Origin of the sequence: Acinetobacter sp. SM34 (assembly GCF_022012365.1) — a bacterium.
GTDB lineage: Bacteria > Pseudomonadota > Gammaproteobacteria > Pseudomonadales > Moraxellaceae > Acinetobacter.
Genome location: NZ_JAKLTP010000009.1, coordinates 18,186 through 34,182, shown reverse-complemented (window position 1 = coordinate 34,182; position 15,997 = coordinate 18,186). Strand labels below are relative to the sequence as shown.

The 15,997-nt window shown below is 45.5% G+C and carries 12 protein-coding genes and 1 pseudogene; 6 read left to right on the top strand and 7 right to left on the bottom strand.

Features of this window, described 5'->3' with window-relative positions:
- Positions 1-10: 10 nt before the first annotated feature.
- Positions 11-1,033 (top strand): NADPH-dependent aldehyde reductase Ahr, encoded by a 1,023-nt coding sequence (gene ahr / locus LZZ98_RS08995; protein WP_237787556.1) that lies wholly within the window; start codon positions 11-13, stop codon positions 1,031-1,033.
- An 83-nt stretch (positions 1,034-1,116) separates the two neighbouring features.
- On the opposite strand, the gene LZZ98_RS08990 is transcribed toward ahr, so the two are convergent.
- Positions 1,117-2,007, bottom strand: a complete 891-nt coding sequence (locus tag LZZ98_RS08990) for a LysR family transcriptional regulator (protein ID WP_237787555.1) — start codon at positions 2,005-2,007, stop codon at positions 1,117-1,119.
- Positions 2,008-2,124: 117 nt separating this feature from the next.
- Between LZZ98_RS08990 and LZZ98_RS08985 the strand changes: the two are divergent.
- A pseudogene (locus LZZ98_RS08985) lies at positions 2,125-2,534 on the top strand (MFS transporter); the annotation flags it as partial.
- A 53-nt stretch (positions 2,535-2,587) separates the two neighbouring features.
- Here LZZ98_RS08985 and LZZ98_RS08980 read toward each other — a convergent pair.
- Together LZZ98_RS08980 and dapB are read right to left on the bottom strand one after the other, a co-directional pair.
- Positions 2,588-3,232 carry an START domain-containing protein gene (locus LZZ98_RS08980; protein WP_237787554.1) on the bottom strand — a complete coding sequence of 215 codons (645 nt, stop codon included), beginning with the start codon at positions 3,230-3,232 and terminating at the stop codon, positions 2,588-2,590.
- A gap of 60 nt (positions 3,233-3,292) precedes the next feature.
- A complete protein-coding gene (gene dapB, locus LZZ98_RS08975; protein WP_237787553.1) occupies positions 3,293-4,114 on the bottom strand; it encodes a 4-hydroxy-tetrahydrodipicolinate reductase in 822 nt (273 codons plus the stop codon).
- A gap of 283 nt (positions 4,115-4,397) precedes the next feature.
- On the opposite strand from dapB, the gene LZZ98_RS08970 reads away from it, so the two are divergent.
- On the top strand, positions 4,398-4,649 hold the full coding sequence (locus LZZ98_RS08970; protein ID WP_237787552.1) for a hypothetical protein: 252 nt from the start codon (positions 4,398-4,400) through the stop codon (positions 4,647-4,649).
- Positions 4,650-4,716: 67 nt separating this feature from the next.
- Here the strand turns inward: LZZ98_RS08970 and dnaJ are convergent, their stop codons facing one another.
- From dnaJ to LZZ98_RS08950, 4 genes are all read right to left on the bottom strand, one after another.
- Positions 4,717-5,829, bottom strand: coding sequence for a molecular chaperone DnaJ (gene dnaJ, locus LZZ98_RS08965; RefSeq protein WP_237787551.1), 1,113 nt, complete (start codon positions 5,827-5,829; stop codon positions 4,717-4,719).
- 107 nt (positions 5,830-5,936) lie between these two features.
- Positions 5,937-6,314, bottom strand: coding sequence for a hypothetical protein (locus tag LZZ98_RS08960; RefSeq protein WP_086176574.1), 378 nt, complete (start codon positions 6,312-6,314; stop codon positions 5,937-5,939).
- Between the two features lie 133 nt (positions 6,315-6,447).
- Complete coding sequence (locus LZZ98_RS08955; protein WP_237787644.1) at positions 6,448-9,585, bottom strand: efflux RND transporter permease subunit; 3,138 nt, start codon at positions 9,583-9,585, stop codon at positions 6,448-6,450.
- An 8-nt stretch (positions 9,586-9,593) separates the two neighbouring features.
- Positions 9,594-10,712 (bottom strand): efflux RND transporter periplasmic adaptor subunit, encoded by a 1,119-nt coding sequence (locus tag LZZ98_RS08950; RefSeq protein WP_237787550.1) that lies wholly within the window; start codon positions 10,710-10,712, stop codon positions 9,594-9,596.
- Between the two features lie 146 nt (positions 10,713-10,858).
- Here LZZ98_RS08950 and LZZ98_RS08945 point away from each other — a divergent pair, with 146 nt between their 5' ends.
- The 3 genes from LZZ98_RS08945 to LZZ98_RS08935 all read left to right on the top strand — a co-directional run bounded on the left by LZZ98_RS08945 (position 10,859) and on the right by LZZ98_RS08935 (position 15,909).
- Positions 10,859-11,482 (top strand): TetR/AcrR family transcriptional regulator, encoded by a 624-nt coding sequence (locus tag LZZ98_RS08945; RefSeq protein WP_237787643.1) that lies wholly within the window; start codon positions 10,859-10,861, stop codon positions 11,480-11,482.
- Between the two features lie 148 nt (positions 11,483-11,630).
- Positions 11,631-14,315 (top strand): phosphoenolpyruvate carboxylase, encoded by a 2,685-nt coding sequence (ppc, locus tag LZZ98_RS08940; RefSeq protein ID WP_237787549.1) that lies wholly within the window; start codon positions 11,631-11,633, stop codon positions 14,313-14,315.
- 292 nt (positions 14,316-14,607) lie between these two features.
- Positions 14,608-15,909, top strand: a complete 1,302-nt coding sequence (locus tag LZZ98_RS08935) for a solute carrier family 23 protein (RefSeq protein ID WP_237787548.1) — start codon at positions 14,608-14,610, stop codon at positions 15,907-15,909.
- The last annotated feature ends 88 nt before the right edge of the window (positions 15,910-15,997 follow it).

Below are 15,997 nucleotides of genomic sequence, written 5' to 3'. Positions count from 1 at the left end.
GGATTTTGCCATGAGTAATAATATTATCCATGCCTATGCAGCCATGCAGGCCGGTGCAGCACTAGAGCCCTACCAATTTGATGCCGGAGAACTGCAGCCGCATCAAGTGGAAGTTAAAGTCGAATATTGTGGTCTATGTCATTCCGATATTTCCGTAATCAACAATGACTGGAAATCTTCGGTTTATCCTGTGGTGGCAGGACATGAAATTATTGGCACCATTACCCAGCTGGGTTCAGAAGCCAAAGGCCTAAAAGTAGGTCAGCGCGTAGGTATTGGCTGGACTGCAGAAAGCTGCCAACATTGTGATCCCTGTATTTCAGGTCAGCAAGTCATGTGTACTGGTGGACAGGTCGCTACGATTGTTGGACATGCCGGTGGATTTGCCGACAAAGTCCGTGCCGGCTGGCAATGGGTGATTCCTCTACCCGAAGATCTGGATCCCGAAAGTGCAGGCCCTTTACTGTGCGGCGGGATTACGGTTTTTGATCCGATTATAAAACATCAAATTCAAGCCATACATCATGTGGGTGTGATCGGGATTGGCGGCTTAGGTCATATGGCGATCAAACTGCTGAAAGCCTGGGGCTGTGAAATTACCGCCTTTACTTCAAATTTGGACAAGACTGAAGAACTGAAAGCCATGGGTGCAGATCATGTGGTGAATAGCCGCGACCTTCAGGACATTAAATCACACCGTGGTAAGTTTGATTTATTGCTGAGTACCGTTAATGTCACTCTGGACTGGTCGGCCTATTTAAGCACTCTAGCTCCAAACGGGACGGTACATATGCTGGGTCTGGTGCTTGAACCGATGCAGATCTCAGCTGGTTCGCTAATTGGGGGTGCTAAATCAGTAACTGGTTCACCGACAGGTTCTCCTGCTGCACTGCGTCAGTTATTGAAATTTGCTGCACGTAAAAATATTGCACCGCAAATTGAAGTTTTTCCGATGTCGCAACTCAATCAAGCAATTGAACACCTACATTCCGGTAAAGCCCGTTATCGTATTGTGTTAAAAGCTAATTTCTAATTTTTCTTTCATCTTGCTAAATTTTAGTCTACCCAACCGATACAGTTGGGTAGATTTCCATAGATACTTCACATTTAAATCGCTTATAAATATCCTGCAAGCTTCCGCGCAAGAAACTCGATGAATAGATGCACCCGTTTCGGCAGGTGCTCTTGCCGATAATAAACCGCATGGATTTTTTGCTCACGTAGATGAATTTGATCTTCAAATAAGGCGTTCAGGCGGCCGGTCTGTAAATCTTCTTCCACCAAAAAACGTGATAAACAGCTGATTCCGATTCCTTCTAAAGTCAGCTGGCGAACTGTTTCACCACTGGATGCCTTGATTTTAGGATGTACGCTAAAATCTTCACCATGCAACTGAATTGGCCAGCTATTTAAATGTGTCGGTTGACTAAAACCCAGTAAGGTATGCTGCGATAAATCTGCAGCGGATTGCGGTATTCCCTTCTGTTCTAAATAGATCGGACTGGCCACAATATAGAGTCGGCTTCTGCACAATAATTTGGCGCGCAGACTTGAATCCTGCAATTCACCAAAACGGATTGCGACATCGGTTGTATGTTCCAGTAAATCAATGATCTGATCATGAGTATTCAGTTCAATTTCAATATTCGGATAATGCTGAATAAACTCCTGAATCAGCGGCACAATTACATGCAAAATAAAGGGTGTGGCGGAGTCCACCCGAATCAGACCGGAAGTATCACTATCCGATTGCAGCAATGCATCTTCGGCTGCAGCCAGATCATTGAGAATTTTACGGGCTTTTTCTAGAAATAACTGCCCTTCCTGGGTCAATTTAAGCTTACGGGTAGTCCGTTCCAACAAGGTCACATTCAGCTTATTTTCAAGACGCTGCAAAGCACGACTGACTCCTGAGGTAGTCTGTGCTAAGCGCTCGGCTGCCATGACAATCGAGCCGCTATCTACAATGGTCACAAAGGCCTGTAATTCATCGATGGTCGATTTCATATTCCGCTCATTTATTGATTTTTAATCAATAATATTTTGCAAATTCACCTATTTTTTAGCAACAATAAATTGTTCAAAATTGCGATCATCTTAAAACTTAAATACTGAGTCTATTATGGTTGTTCCATCGGCAATCATTTGGGCGGTAAGTTTGTCGACCTGTCTTTAGATAAAACCCTGATTGGCTTTTTAATACTGTTAATGCTGATGATGCTCTTTTCTGTTTTAGCGACGACGGCTATCGGTGCAGGATTAGCTTTAGTCATTTGGGGTGCTGCTGCCTTTGCTGTGGTTTCTCCCCTACAAATACGGGTAATGTCAGTTGCACACGATGCACCAAGGCTGGCATCTTCAGTCAACATTGGTGCCTTTAATCTCGGTAATGCCTTAGGTGCAACCGTACTGAATATGGGACTGAGCTACACTGCGGTTTCATTTTCTGGTGCCGGACTCAGTCTAGGTGCTTTACGGTACTGATTCAAATCAAACTCGTAGCTCACAAAGCAGTAGATTATCAGTCCTGCTGATAAAATACAGCGAAGAAAAAGTCCGCATCATGCGGACTTTTTATTTTTCCTGATTAACGTAAAGCTTCAGGCAACAGCGGAATACTCGAGGACTTGACGAGTTCTGCCTTCATCTTCTGCAGCATCTGATACGGCTGCTGCTGTACAAACATATTCACAAAGGTTAAAGGAATAGAGCCTTCCGGATTGGCATAACCATACGTTGAAACTTTAACCTTATTATTGGCTAACTTCTGAAAAGTCCAATCGCCTTCATAATGGGTTAAACGAATATAATCTGGATTTTTCGGATAGCCTTTATCGACTGCCTTATTTTTAATGCTGATGATGCCTTGTGCATCTTTCATCATTTTACCTTGTACCACTAAATCGCGATCTTTCAGCGGAAAAGGAAAATCCAGCACCATATACAATAAAAACTCACCTTTTTTATCGTCGCGTGAAAGGACTTTGATACTGCCCATATACGGCACCCATTTCACCGCATGGTCGACATCTAGAATCAGACCAACAGCTTTTTCAACAGGCGTATCGTAGGTGGTTTCAGCTTTATATAAAAATACCGGGTTTTGACTGTTTTGATAGGTCCAAACCTTAATATTATTCTTGTTAATACTGAGCTTGGCATTATCTACAGGTTTAGCCTGTGCAGTAGCAAGCATTGCTACTGCACAAGCCATGAATATCACTTTTTTCATTCCATTGTGCTTCTTATTTTAATTTTGCTGTGTATTGTTATAAATGATTTTAACGATTTTTTATACCTTAATATCGTTAAAACCCAGTACATCTTTCATGTCATATTTACCCGCTTCGCGGCCCACCACCCAAGCTGCGGCACGTACTGCACCTGCAGCAAAGTTCATACGGTTGGTTGCTTTATGCGTGATTTCAACACGTTCACCTTCGCCAATAAACATTACGGTATGCTCACCGACAATATCACCACCACGAATAGTCTGGAAACCAATACTTTGACGTTCGCGTGGACCCGTATGCCCTTCACGATGATAAACCGCATCTTTTTTCAGGTCACGACCTAAAGCACCGGCAATGGCTTCACCCATCATTAATGCTGTACCTGACGGTGCATCGACTTTATGACGATGATGCGCTTCAATCACTTCAATATCAACAGTATCACCAAACACTTTGGAAGCAAGTTCCAACAGTTTAATAGAAACGTTCACGCCAACCGAATAGTTTGCTGCATAGACCACAGGAGTTTGAGTTGCGCTGTCATCCAGGAAGGCTTTTTGTTCGTCATTCATACCGGTAGTACCAATCACAATTGCCACGCCTGCTTCACGGCATAATTTTAAATGCTGGGCAGTTGCAACTGGTGCAGTAAAATCAATCACCACGTCACAGTCTTGCAAAACGTCTTGCAGACTACCCACCACTTTTACACCAACAGCACCAATACCTGCCATCTCACCGGCATCTGCACCAATCAGGCTGCTTTCAGGGCGTTCAACTGCTGCTGCAAGTTGATAACCTGCTTCTTTCACTGCCTGAATAAGGATGCGTCCCATACGGCCGCCTGCACCCAATACACCAATGCGTGGAGCTGCTGACATAACATATTCCCAATGTTGATTCTAAATTGTTCTTACTATATCAAAACTCTGTAATAACACTAAGTTTCAGTCTGAAATATTTTATTGAAAAAAAAAGAGAAACTGGTCCTTACTAATACTTATGCCCAGGCACAATGTAACAGCTCAGCCTCAACTGGTTCATGTCTTGAAAGTTCAGCGTTAAAAATAAATGATTTTGCTGCTGATTTTCATCTCCCTGTAAACATCACTGCGCAAACTACGCAACACGAACGATCAAAAGATGAATTATAAGGAGATCAGCATGAATTCGAAAAAAATCGCGTTAACCGTTTTTGTGGCAACACTGGTTACCACAGCATGGGCAGAACCTACAGTCCAAGCAGGGGATACTTTAGAAAGCTTGTCGAAAGTTAAAATTAACGTCAGCACACATCCGACTATGCAAGATCACGGCTCAGAAAAAAAACCGGTAACAACTGAGCCAACTCCCCATTCGGAAACAGTATCGCAACTGATAGATGTCGAGGCTATTGACAAACCGATCATCGAATAATCGCTTAAATAGCTATAAAAAAGGGGGAATATTCAAGATTCCCCCTTTTTTCAAACTATATCTGAAATCAATCAAACAGACCAAAGAACGATTTTTTCTTTGGAGATGATTTATTGTCATCACCATCCATCGTTTCTTGCAATTCTTTTAATAACTCACGTTGACGAGCAGTCAAGTTCACTGGTGTTTCTACCACTACGCGGCAAAGCAAGTCACCCTGCATGCTAGTACGTACCGGTTTAACCCCTTTACCACGTAGACGGAACATTTTGCCAGTTTGAGTTCCCTCAGGAATTTTCAGGCTGACACGGCCATCCAACGTTGGAATCTGAATTTCTTTACCCAAGGCAGCATCAGCAATGCTGACTGGCACATCCATATACAGGTCTGCACCATCACGCTGGAAGATTTCATGCTCACGCACCACCACTTCTACGTACAAATCACCGGATTGACCATCACGAATCGCTTCACCCTTACCGCTTAAACGTACACGGTCGCCATTGTCCACTCCTGCGGGAATGGTCACTTCAAGGGTTTGCTGACGGTCTTTTACGCCTGAACCATGACAGGTGTTACATGGGTTCTTGATGATTTTGCCTTGACCGCGACAAGTGCTACAAGTCTGCTGAACAGAGAAGAAACCTTGTTGCATGCGCACTTGACCTGCGCCATGACAGGTTTTACAGGTTTCAACATCGTTCGGGTTTTTAGAACCTTTACCATCACAGGCCTCACAAGGTGCCGGTGCAGTAAAGGTAATGGTTTTTTTCACACCCTTAACCGCTTCTTCAAGCGTTAATTCAATAACGTAGCGCAGGTCTGATCCGCGACGTGCACGTTGCTGACCACGGCTACCGCCGCCACCAAACGCACCACCAAAGATGTCGCCAAACTGGCTAAAGATGTCTTCTGCGCTGAAACCGCCACCGAAGCCACCACCGCCCATGCCGCCTTCAAAGGCGTTATGCCCCATACGGTCATACATGCTGCGTTTTTCGCTGTCGGATAAAATTTCATAAGCTTCAGCAGCTTCTTTAAATTTTTCTTCAGCTTCAGGGTTGTCCGGGTTACGGTCTGGATGATATTTCATCGCCAACTTACGGTAGGCTTTTTTAATTTCATCATCACTAGCGGTTTTAGCGACGCCCAAAACCTCATAATAATCACGTTTAGCCATGTCTGGCGATGCTCCTCACGGAATTTTATTTAATACTTAACTGTGGAGTGAAATTGGGGATGGAAACAAATTTTACAAGGGGACGAGGGGAAAAAAATTTATCCAGCTTAGAAAACGGCTTTATTTTTGAAGAATCGGGAAATCCCTTTCAGCCAGGCATTCAACAGGAATAAAAAGGCAATCATGGCGAAAACCACGCCTGCAACAGTACAACCTTTTACCCAAACTGCACTATCCCAATAAAAGAAAATCAGCGGAATAAACCAGAGTGCTGCAAAACACACCAGAATCATATAAATCACAATATTACGCATAATCCAGAGGGCTTGGGCTTCAAGCCAGACCTCCACTTCATCCACCTGTGTGACTTTTCGCGCAAACCAATAAGCAAATATGCCACTAATCACAGTAAATAACGCGAAAAACATCAAGACATAGGAAATCGCAACGGAACGGCGAAGTCGGCTTAAGTTGTCTTGCTTCATGTGCGTTTCAACCCCATTTACCGCATGTTTAGAGTTTTAATATGCAGTAAATTGCTTGATAAAAATGTATACAAATATTAGGTGCTACTATATTGAAATTTTCAACATTTCGCACCTGATTATTGTCAAAAAATTACTCCGTTTGGCTATTTTTTTGCACTTTAAACCATTGTGCATACAATGCAGGTAAAAAGAACAAGGTGAGCAGGGTCGCCACAATCAAGCCGCCCATAATGGCAACGGCCATTGGACCAAAGAAAATACTGCGTGATAAAGGAATCATCGCCAGTACTGCGGCCAGCGCTGTCAAGACAATCGGACGGCAACGACGCACGGTTGCATCAATAATGGCATTCCAGGGATCATGTCCAGCCTGAATATCCTGTTCAATCTGGTCAATCAGGATTAAAGAATTGCGCATGATCATGCCCGATAGTGCAATGGTTCCCAGCATCGCCACAAAACCAAAGGGTTTATTCAGCAATAATAGAAACAGCACTACCCCAATCAGCCCTAAAGGTGCAGTTAAAAACACAATAAATGCGCGTGACATACTCTTGAGCTGAATCATTAACAAGGTCATCACCACCGCTAGGAAGAACGGCATACCGGCATTGACCGAGTTTTGTCCACGTGCTGACTCTTCTACTGTACCGCCCACTTCAATCAGATAACCGCTTGGCAGTTCGGCACGCAGCTGATCCATTTGATCGGCCAGTTCATTCACTACGGTAGCCGGCTGCAAGTTGGTGCGAATATCGGCACGTACGGTAATGGTCGGCAAACGGTTACGATGCCAAATCAGGCCATCTTCAAATTTATATTCAATTTTGGCAATTTGCGCCAATGGCACCGAGCCCCCATTGGCAGTGGGTACGGCCAGACTGGACAGTGATTCCACACTGATCCGTTCGTTCTGATCACCACGTAAACTGATGTCAATCAGTTCACGTTTTTCACGATACTGGTTAATCACGGCACCGCTGATGGAACTGTTCAGGAATTGTGATAAATCTAAGCTCGACACGCCCATTTGACGGGCACGGTCCTGATCAATATTCAGCTGAATGACCTTACTTGGCTCGCCCCAGTCCAAATGAACATTGGTGGTATTCGGATTATCTGCAATGACCGCCGACACTTTATGCGCCCACTGACGCACCAGATTCAGGTCTTCACCGGAAACGCGGTACTGCAATGGATAACCGACTGGCGGGCCATTTTCCAATAGTGAGACCCGGGTACGCACATCCGGCAGCAGTTTGCGGATTTCCTGATCCAGGGATTTGCGGATTTCATCGCGGTCATCCAGGGAGGAAGCCAAGACCACAAACTGAGCAAAACTGGCTTGTGGCAATTGCTGATCCAGCGGCAAATAAAAGCGGGTGGAACCTGTGCCGACATAGGCCACATAGTTGTCGATGCCCTGTTTGGTCGACAGGAATTTTTCCACTTTTTTCACCGCATTTTCTGTGGCCGTGAGCGATGCGCCTTCTTCCAGTTTTAAATCGACCAGAATTTCGGCGCGGTTGGAGGGCGGGAAGAACTGCTGCGGCACCAGTTTAAACATCAGCACCGACAGCACAAAAATACCGACCGTGGTGGCAATCACGGTTTTACGATAGGTCAGGCACTTATTTACCCAGGATCTAAACTTTTGATAAAACCGGGTTTGATAAGGATCATGATGTTCACCGGCATGATGCAGCACAGCTGGCGGTTCTGGCTGCTTGCGTAAGCGTGCCCATAAGCGCTGATACCACGGCGCTTTTTGCAGCAGGTCTTGATTAAAATCTGGCAGCAATTTATCGCCCAAATATGGGACAAAAAGCACTGCCGCAAACCATGACACTACCAAGGCAATGGTCACCACCTGGAAAATGGAACGGGTATATTCACCGGTACTGGATGCTGCAGTGGCAATCGGTAAAAAACCGGCTGCGGTAATCAAGGTGCCAGTCAGCATTGGAAAAGCCGTGGTTTTCCAGGCAAAACCGGCGGCTTCCAGCCGGCTATAGCCCTGCTCCATTTTCACGGCCATCATTTCAATCGCAATAATGGCGTCATCCACCAATAAACCCAGCGCCAGAATTAAAGCGCCGAGTGAAATTTTATGCAGTCCGACATCAAATATATTCATGCCGGCAAAGGTCATGGCCAGCACCAGTGGAATGGAAAATGCCACCACCAGACCGGTACGAAAACCCAGAGAAAAGAAGCTGACCAGCAACACGATAATCACCGCTTCTGTCAGCACTTTCATGAATTCATTCACACTACGTTTTACTGCAACCGGTTGATCGGAAACTTTTTTCAGCTGCATGCCCAAAGGCAAAGATTTTTGTAAATGGGCAAATTCAGTTTCCAGGTTTTTACCTAGAGCCAGAATATCGCCGCCTTTACGCATGGAAACTGCAATGCCAATACCATTTTCGCCCATAAAACGCATACGTGGCTGGGCCGGTTCGCTAAAGCCGCGATAGATCTCGGCAACATCACCCAGTTGAATGGTTTTGCCTGCCACCAAAAGCGGCATGTGCTTGAGTTCATCGACATTTTGCAACTGGCCACTCACCCGCATTTGAATGCGGTCGGTCCCTGTTTCAAAGAAACCAGTACTGGCCATGGTGTTTTGCTGTTGTAGCGCTTGCTGAATCGCGGTGACCGGGATGCCGAGTTGTGCCGCTTTGGTATTGGACAGTTCAATCCAGATTTTCTGGTCTTGCAGGCCCACCAGATTGACTTTTGCAACATCCTTGACACGCTGCAACTGCAACTGCAAACGGTCGGCATATTCCTTCAATATGGCATAGTCATAATCTTTGCCGGTCAAGACATAGATATTTCCGAAGGTATCGCCAAATTCATCATTAAAGAAAGGCCCTTGTACGCCACTCGGCAGTTGATGCTGGATGTCACCGATTTTTTTACGCACCTGATACCAGACATCGGGAATTTGACTGGAGCGTAATGAATCTTTGGCGACAAAAGTCACCAGTGACTCACCGGGACGCGAATAGGCCATAATGCGTTCGTAATTGCCGGTACTCATCAGTTCCTTTTCAATACGATCCGTCACCTGCAAGGACACTTCCTGTGCGGTTGCTCCCGGCCAATAGGTCTGAATCACCATCACCTTAAAGGTAAACGGCGGGTCTTCACTTTGCGCCAGTTTGGAATAGGAAACGATACCGACTATACCCAGCAGCAGCATGAAATAAAGGATCAGACCTTTATTTTTCAGTGCCCATTCCGACAGGTTAAAGTTCATGCCTAAATTCATGATGCAGCTCCTGCCGAAATTTTCACAGCACGATTTTCACGGTCAATCGGCTGGATTTTTTGTTTTTCACGCAATAAGTGCACGCCGCCAATCACCACATAATCTTGCGGATTCAGGCCAGACAATACCGGCACGCTGTCACGGCCATAGGCCCCCAATGTTACCGCCACCTTATGAATGGTCTGATCAGGTTTCACCACCCAGACATAAGCCTGCTGGTCATTGGCCGAGACACTGGACAAAGGCACGCTGAGTACATTGTTTTGGGTGTGGTTAAAAAACACCCGTGCACTCTGGCCCAGCTGAATGGCAGCGTTTCCTTCACGCAAGGCCACCTTGACACTAAAGGTACGGGACTGATCGGCTGCCGGAGAGATTTCCCGCACATAAGCGGAAAATTTGTCTTCAGGCTTGGACCATAAGGTTACCCACGCCGTTTGACCGACTTTAATTTCTGAAATGGCCTGTTCCGGCACGCCTATTACTACTTCACGATCGCCGGCAATCGCCATTTGGTACGCGGCTTGCCCCGCAGCGACCACCTGCCCCACTTCAATATTACGTGCGGTAATCACCCCGTTTTTATTGGCAATCAGCTGGTTATAACCAGTTTGGTTACTCGTAACCTGATAATTGGATTGTGCCTGCTTTAAAGCTGACATCGCCGCTTTATACTGGTTATCCACCGCATCATATTGCGAACGGCTTACGGCATTCATCGGCAGCAGTTGCTTAAAGCGCTGCCGTTCATCTGCAGCAATTTTTGCGGCCGATTGGGCACTTTCCAGTTGTGCTTTTGCTGCATTGAGCTGGAGCTGGGCATCTTTCACATCCAGTTTTGCCAGTACCTGACCGACCTTGACCTGATCGCCCACATCGACATAACGTTCGATAATCTGTCCGCCCACCCGGAAGGCCAAAGCCGTTTGCTGGCGTGCCTGCACATCTCCAGCATAGCTTTTCTGCTCGTTATGGGTACTGTTCGGCTGAGTCACCATCACAAACGGAACCTGTTCTGTTTCGGTTGCCTCCGTGCTGCAGCCCAATAAAGTCACAGTGCAAATAATCATCATGCTGAACAGGGCGGTTTTTACTGCAATCTTTACTGTGCTCATGAGGTTGGCTCTTATCTCAAAATGTTTTTTAGGGCAAAATAAGCATTATCTTAAACTGATCGTTTTTTAATTAATATACTTACCGGTACATTAATTGGGAATCGAGGGTCAAATCAATGACCTTTTTCATTTTTTTGGAAAAAATTGTGCAAATAAATGTGGGTCGCCCCAAAGACTTAGAAAAACGTCAGCGCATTTTAACTGCAGCAAAAAGCTTATTTTTAAGGTGTGGCTACCATGGTTCCAGCATGAACCAGATTGCCCAGGAAGCGGGTGTCACCAAACTGACGGTCTACAATCACTTTCAGGACAAAGCCAATTTATTTGTCTGTGCCATTGTTGCAACATGCGAAGAATTACTCAGTGCTCGCCCCTTAAACCTGCAAGCCAACAGTAATTTTTATCAAGAATTTGTGCATGCCTGTGAACTGGCCCTCAATATCACCAATTTGCCAGAAGCCATCAAACTGGAACGCTTATTGGTGGAACTGGCGGCGGAACACAATCCACTGGCACAGACATTTTATAATGCCTGCCATCTGCGTATGAATGCACTGTGGGAAAACTTTTTTCAGCAGGCTATCGAATTGGGCTTTATTCAGCCAGAAGCTTTAAAAAACCTGACCTTACTGATCCTTTCTTTACTGTTGGGCCTGCGCCATCATGAAGTGCTGCTTGGGGTGCGGGAAGTTCCAACTGCTGAAGAGAAACAGCAGATTATCTTGAACAGTATTGAGATCTTTATGCTGAAATATCAGAAAAAACCTTAAAATCTGTAATTCCATTTTCCTGACTGCACCAACGGCAACTCAATTGCGAGTTTTAGCAACAAAAGATACCGACTTTTGTCTGCCCCCTACTTGGAATGTCATTGAATCGGGGTATATTCAAAGGAGTAGCCTAGGAGAATGAAAAAAAATGATTCAACAAATTGATGCTCCACTGCGTGAGGATGTACGCTTACTTGGGAACTTACTGGGAGAAACCCTCAAGGAACATGCGGGACAAGATTTGTTTAATCAGGTGGAGCAGATTCGTGCCCTGTCCAAAGGCGCACGTGATGGGCAGGTAGAAGCCGAAAAGCAGCTTGAACAACTATTCCTGAGTCTGGAAGATGATGAGATTCTTCCACTTACCCGTGCATTCACCCACTTTCTGAATTTTGCCAATATTGCCGAACAATACAATGTGGTTCGAAGTCGCCGTAAGAGTGAATTTGATGAAAATGCACCATCTCCCAATCCGCTCGATCACCTGTTCAAGAAATTCAAAGATCATGAAATTTCCGCAGATACTTTATTCAAGCAGATTTGCGAACTAAAAATTGAATTGGTACTCACGGCGCATCCGACAGAAGTCAGCCGCCGAACTTTAATTCAAAAATATGATGACATTAATGATTGCCTGTTTAAGGCCGATCAACAAAAGCTGACTCCACGTGAACGCAAAGCTGTACTAGAAGAACTCAAACAACTGATTTGTTCTGCCTGGCAGACCGATGAAATTCGTCAGCACCGCCCTACGCCAGTCGATGAAGCCAAATGGGGCTTTACCACCATTGAACAAACCCTGTGGAATGCGGTTCCCAAGTTCATCCGCGAACTGGATGAAATGGTTGAAGATCACTGTGGCCAGCGTTTACCCTTAACCGTTGCACCGGTGCGTTTTGCCTCATGGATGGGTGGTGACCGTGATGGCAACCCGAATGTCACGCATAACATTACCCAGGAAGTATTGTGGTTATCGCGCTGGAAAGCGGCTGATTTATATCTGCGTGATATGGAAGACCTGCGCTGGGAATTGTCGATTCAGAACTCTAGCAATGAACTGATGCAGGCACTCGGTCATGCGCATCCTGAACCGTACCGTGAATATCTTCGCGATACCCGCGAACGCTTAAAGGCCACCCGTCACTGGCTTGCACAAAAGCTGCAAGGGCAAGATGCCGATGACAGTTTGGTGATTAAAAGCAAAGATGAATTATTGCAACCTTTATTGCTTTGCTACCGTTCACTGATTGCCTGCAACCTGCCTGAAATTGCCAATGGCAAACTGCTTGATTTTATTCATCGGGTCAACTGCTTTGGCATTGAATTATTAAAACTGGATATCCGTCAGGAATCCGGTCGTCATCGTCAGGCCATTTCTGCCATTACTGAATATCTGGGTTTGGGCAATTTTGAAACCTGGACCGAACAGGCTCGCCAAAACTTCCTGTTGCAAGAATTGCAAAGCAAACGCCCCTTACTGCCAAAACATTTGAATGAGCCGAAGCAGAGCCTAATTGAACATCCGGATGTGCAGGAAGTGTTTGCCACCATGCGTACGCTGGCAGAACAGCCTGAAGAAAGCTTGGGTGCTTATATTATCTCGATGGCGGAATACCCGAGTGATGTCTTGGCAGTGTTACTGCTGCAAAAAGAAGCCGGCATTAAGCACCCGCTGCGCGTCGTTCCATTATTTGAAACCCTGAAAGACCTCGACGGCGCAGCCCATACCATGAACACCCTGTTCAATATGCATTGGTACAAACAGCATATTCAGGGCAAACATGAAGTGATGATTGGTTATTCCGACTCGGCCAAAGATGCCGGATTTATGTCGGCCAACTGGGCGCAATACCGTGCGCAAGAAGAACTCACCGCGGTCGCACAACAACATGCCGTACAACTCACCTTATTCCATGGCCGCGGCGGTTCAATCAGCCGTGGCGGTGCACCGACCCAGCAAGCGCTATTTTCACAACCGCCGGGCTCGATTTCCGGTGCCATCCGCGTGACCGAACAGGGCGAAATGATTCGCTTCAAATTTGGCTTGGAAGGCATTGCGCTGCAAAACCTGGAAATTTATACCGCAGCTACTCTGGAAGCCACATTGCTTCCTCCGCCAGTGCCTAAAGATGAATGGCGTCAGTTAATGCACAGCATGACCGACCTGTCGGTACAGGTCTATCGTGAAACGGTGCGTGAAAATCCACATTTTGTGAAATACCTGCGTACCGTGACACCGGAACTTGAATTGCAAATGTTGCCGCTCGGTTCACGTCCTGCAAAACGTAAGGTTAGTGGCGGGATTGAATCCCTACGTGCCATTCCCTGGGTCTTTGCCTGGACCCAAATCCGTTTGATGCTTCCGGCCTGGCTGGGTACGGGCGCTGCGATTAACCAAGTGATCGATCAAGGCCAAAAAGATTTGCTGGATGAAATGCTGCAACAATGGCCATATTTCCAGACCCTGATTGATATGCTGGAAATGGTTCTGTCTAAAGCCGACGGTCATGTAGCGCTTTATTACGAATCGCATTTAACTGATGATGAAGATTTAAAAATCCTGGGCAATGAACTGCGTCAGCGCTTAAAAGATGCAGTAAAAACCTTGTTGGCTTTAAAAGGTGAATCACAACTGCTTAGCAGCAATGAGGTGCTGGACCAATCTATGCGGGTACGTAAACCGTATTTATTGCCGCTGCATTTATTGCAGGCTGAACTGATGAAACGCCGCCGTCGCTATTTGGCAGAACGTCAGGCCGAGCATACCCCGGTCGATCATGCCTTGATGGTCAGTATTGCAGGTATTGCAGCGGGACTGCGCAATACGGGATAAGCCTATTTTTCTAAGAACCAGCACACTCCTTGAGTGTGCTTTTTTTGACCATACAATAAAATTTTAATATTTTTTTATAAATGGAATAACAAAAATTCATGATAAATCAATGGTACAAATGATAATATTAGCTATTGATTTCACATTATTTTTAAAGGCTAAAACTTTTACCATTCGGTAAAAATATTTGAAAAGTCAGGGCATTAGTTTAAATAAAATTTTATTATAGCGATTAAATCTTCTAAAAAAGAAGCGTATGATGTGCACAATTTAGCTTTTGAGTGCTCAAAAAATGTCCAATTGGTTCCCCCAATGGCGTCCCTATAAAGGTAGCATCGATGCACATCCCGTAGGTACCAATGAATATCTCCCGCCTGCACAAAGTGTGGTTTTAGGCATACAACACGCTTTCGCCATGTTTGGTGCGACAGTACTCGCACCATTTTTGATGGGCTTTGATCCTAATCTGGCTATTTTAATGTCAGGGATCTGTACCATTCTGTTTTTCTTGATGACCGGTGGTCGTGTACCGAGTTATTTAGGTTCAAGTTTTGCCTTTATTGGTGTGGTCATTGCTGCAACCGGTTATGCCGCTTCGGGTACAGGTGCACCCAATGCCAATCTGGCCTTGGCCGCTGGCGGTATTATGGCCTGCGGTATTCTGTATGCCATTTTTGGTTTTATTGTGATGGCAACCGGCACCAACTGGATTGAGAAACTCATGCCACCTGTGGTAACCGGTGCCGTGGTGATGATCATTGGTTTAAACCTTGCACCTGTTACGGTAAAAGGTGTCGCTGGCAATAACTTTAATATGTGGATGTCACTGGTCACGGTGATGTGCATGGGCTCGATTGCGGTATTTACTAAAGGCCTGCTGCAACGTCTGCTGTTATTGATCGGTTTATTACTGGCTTATTTGGTCTATTACATTGTTTCCAATGTCATGGGGCATGGTATGCCGATTAATTTCACTCCCATTCAACAGGCTGCCTGGTTCGGTATGCCAACCTTCCATTCACCGGTATTCGATGCCAATGCCATTTTGATTATTGCACCTGTTGCCTTGATTTTAGTGGCTGAAAACTTGGGCCATATTAAGGCGGTGAGTGCCATGACTGGTGAAAACCTGGACCCACACATCGGTAAGGCTTTTGTGGCAGATGGTATTGCCACCACATTATCCGGTGGCGTCGGTGGTCCCGGAATGACCACGTATGGTGAAAATATTGGCGTGATGGCGGTAACCCGCGTCTATTCCACCATTATTTTTGTCTTTGCCGGTATCTTTGCAGTTTTCCTCGGACTATCACCCAAATTTGGTGCCATTATCCATACCATTCCGACGGCCATCTTAACCGGTGCCTCAATTGTGGTATTCGGTTTGATTACCATTGCCGGTGCAAAAATCTGGATTGAAAACAAAGTCGATTTTTCTAAAAACAAAAACCTGATGGTGGCTGCGGTAACCATTATTTTAGGTACCGGTGACTTTGCTTTGCAATTTGGTAACTTTAACCTGGGTGGTATTGGTACTGCGACCTTTGCCGCTTTAATCCTGAACTGGTTTTTTAGCTGGGGCGATAAATCATAATAACCATTTAAAATATTTTAAAAATTTCAGGCAGCCGCAAGGCTGCTTTTTTTATCTCTGATGCTGAGGAAATTTTAGTATGATGAGT

Coding starts and splice junctions, on each gene's coding strand:
- ahr (WP_237787556.1), top strand. CDS start 11: ATGAGTAATAATATTATCCATGCCTATGCAGCCATGCAGGCCGGTGCA.
- LZZ98_RS08990 (WP_237787555.1), bottom strand. CDS start 2,007: ATGAAATCGACCATCGATGAATTACAGGCCTTTGTGACCATTGTAGAT.
- LZZ98_RS08980 (WP_237787554.1), bottom strand. CDS start 3,232: ATGAAAAAAGTGATATTCATGGCTTGTGCAGTAGCAATGCTTGCTACT.
- dapB (WP_237787553.1), bottom strand. CDS start 4,114: ATGTCAGCAGCTCCACGCATTGGTGTATTGGGTGCAGGCGGCCGTATG.
- LZZ98_RS08970 (WP_237787552.1), top strand. CDS start 4,398: ATGAATTCGAAAAAAATCGCGTTAACCGTTTTTGTGGCAACACTGGTT.
- dnaJ (WP_237787551.1), bottom strand. CDS start 5,829: ATGGCTAAACGTGATTATTATGAGGTTTTGGGCGTCGCTAAAACCGCT.
- LZZ98_RS08960 (WP_086176574.1), bottom strand. CDS start 6,314: ATGAAGCAAGACAACTTAAGCCGACTTCGCCGTTCCGTTGCGATTTCC.
- LZZ98_RS08955 (WP_237787644.1), bottom strand. CDS start 9,585: ATGAACTTTAACCTGTCGGAATGGGCACTGAAAAATAAAGGTCTGATC.
- LZZ98_RS08950 (WP_237787550.1), bottom strand. CDS start 10,712: ATGAGCACAGTAAAGATTGCAGTAAAAACCGCCCTGTTCAGCATGATG.
- ppc (WP_237787549.1), top strand. CDS start 11,631: ATGATTCAACAAATTGATGCTCCACTGCGTGAGGATGTACGCTTACTT.
- LZZ98_RS08935 (WP_237787548.1), top strand. CDS start 14,608: ATGTCCAATTGGTTCCCCCAATGGCGTCCCTATAAAGGTAGCATCGAT.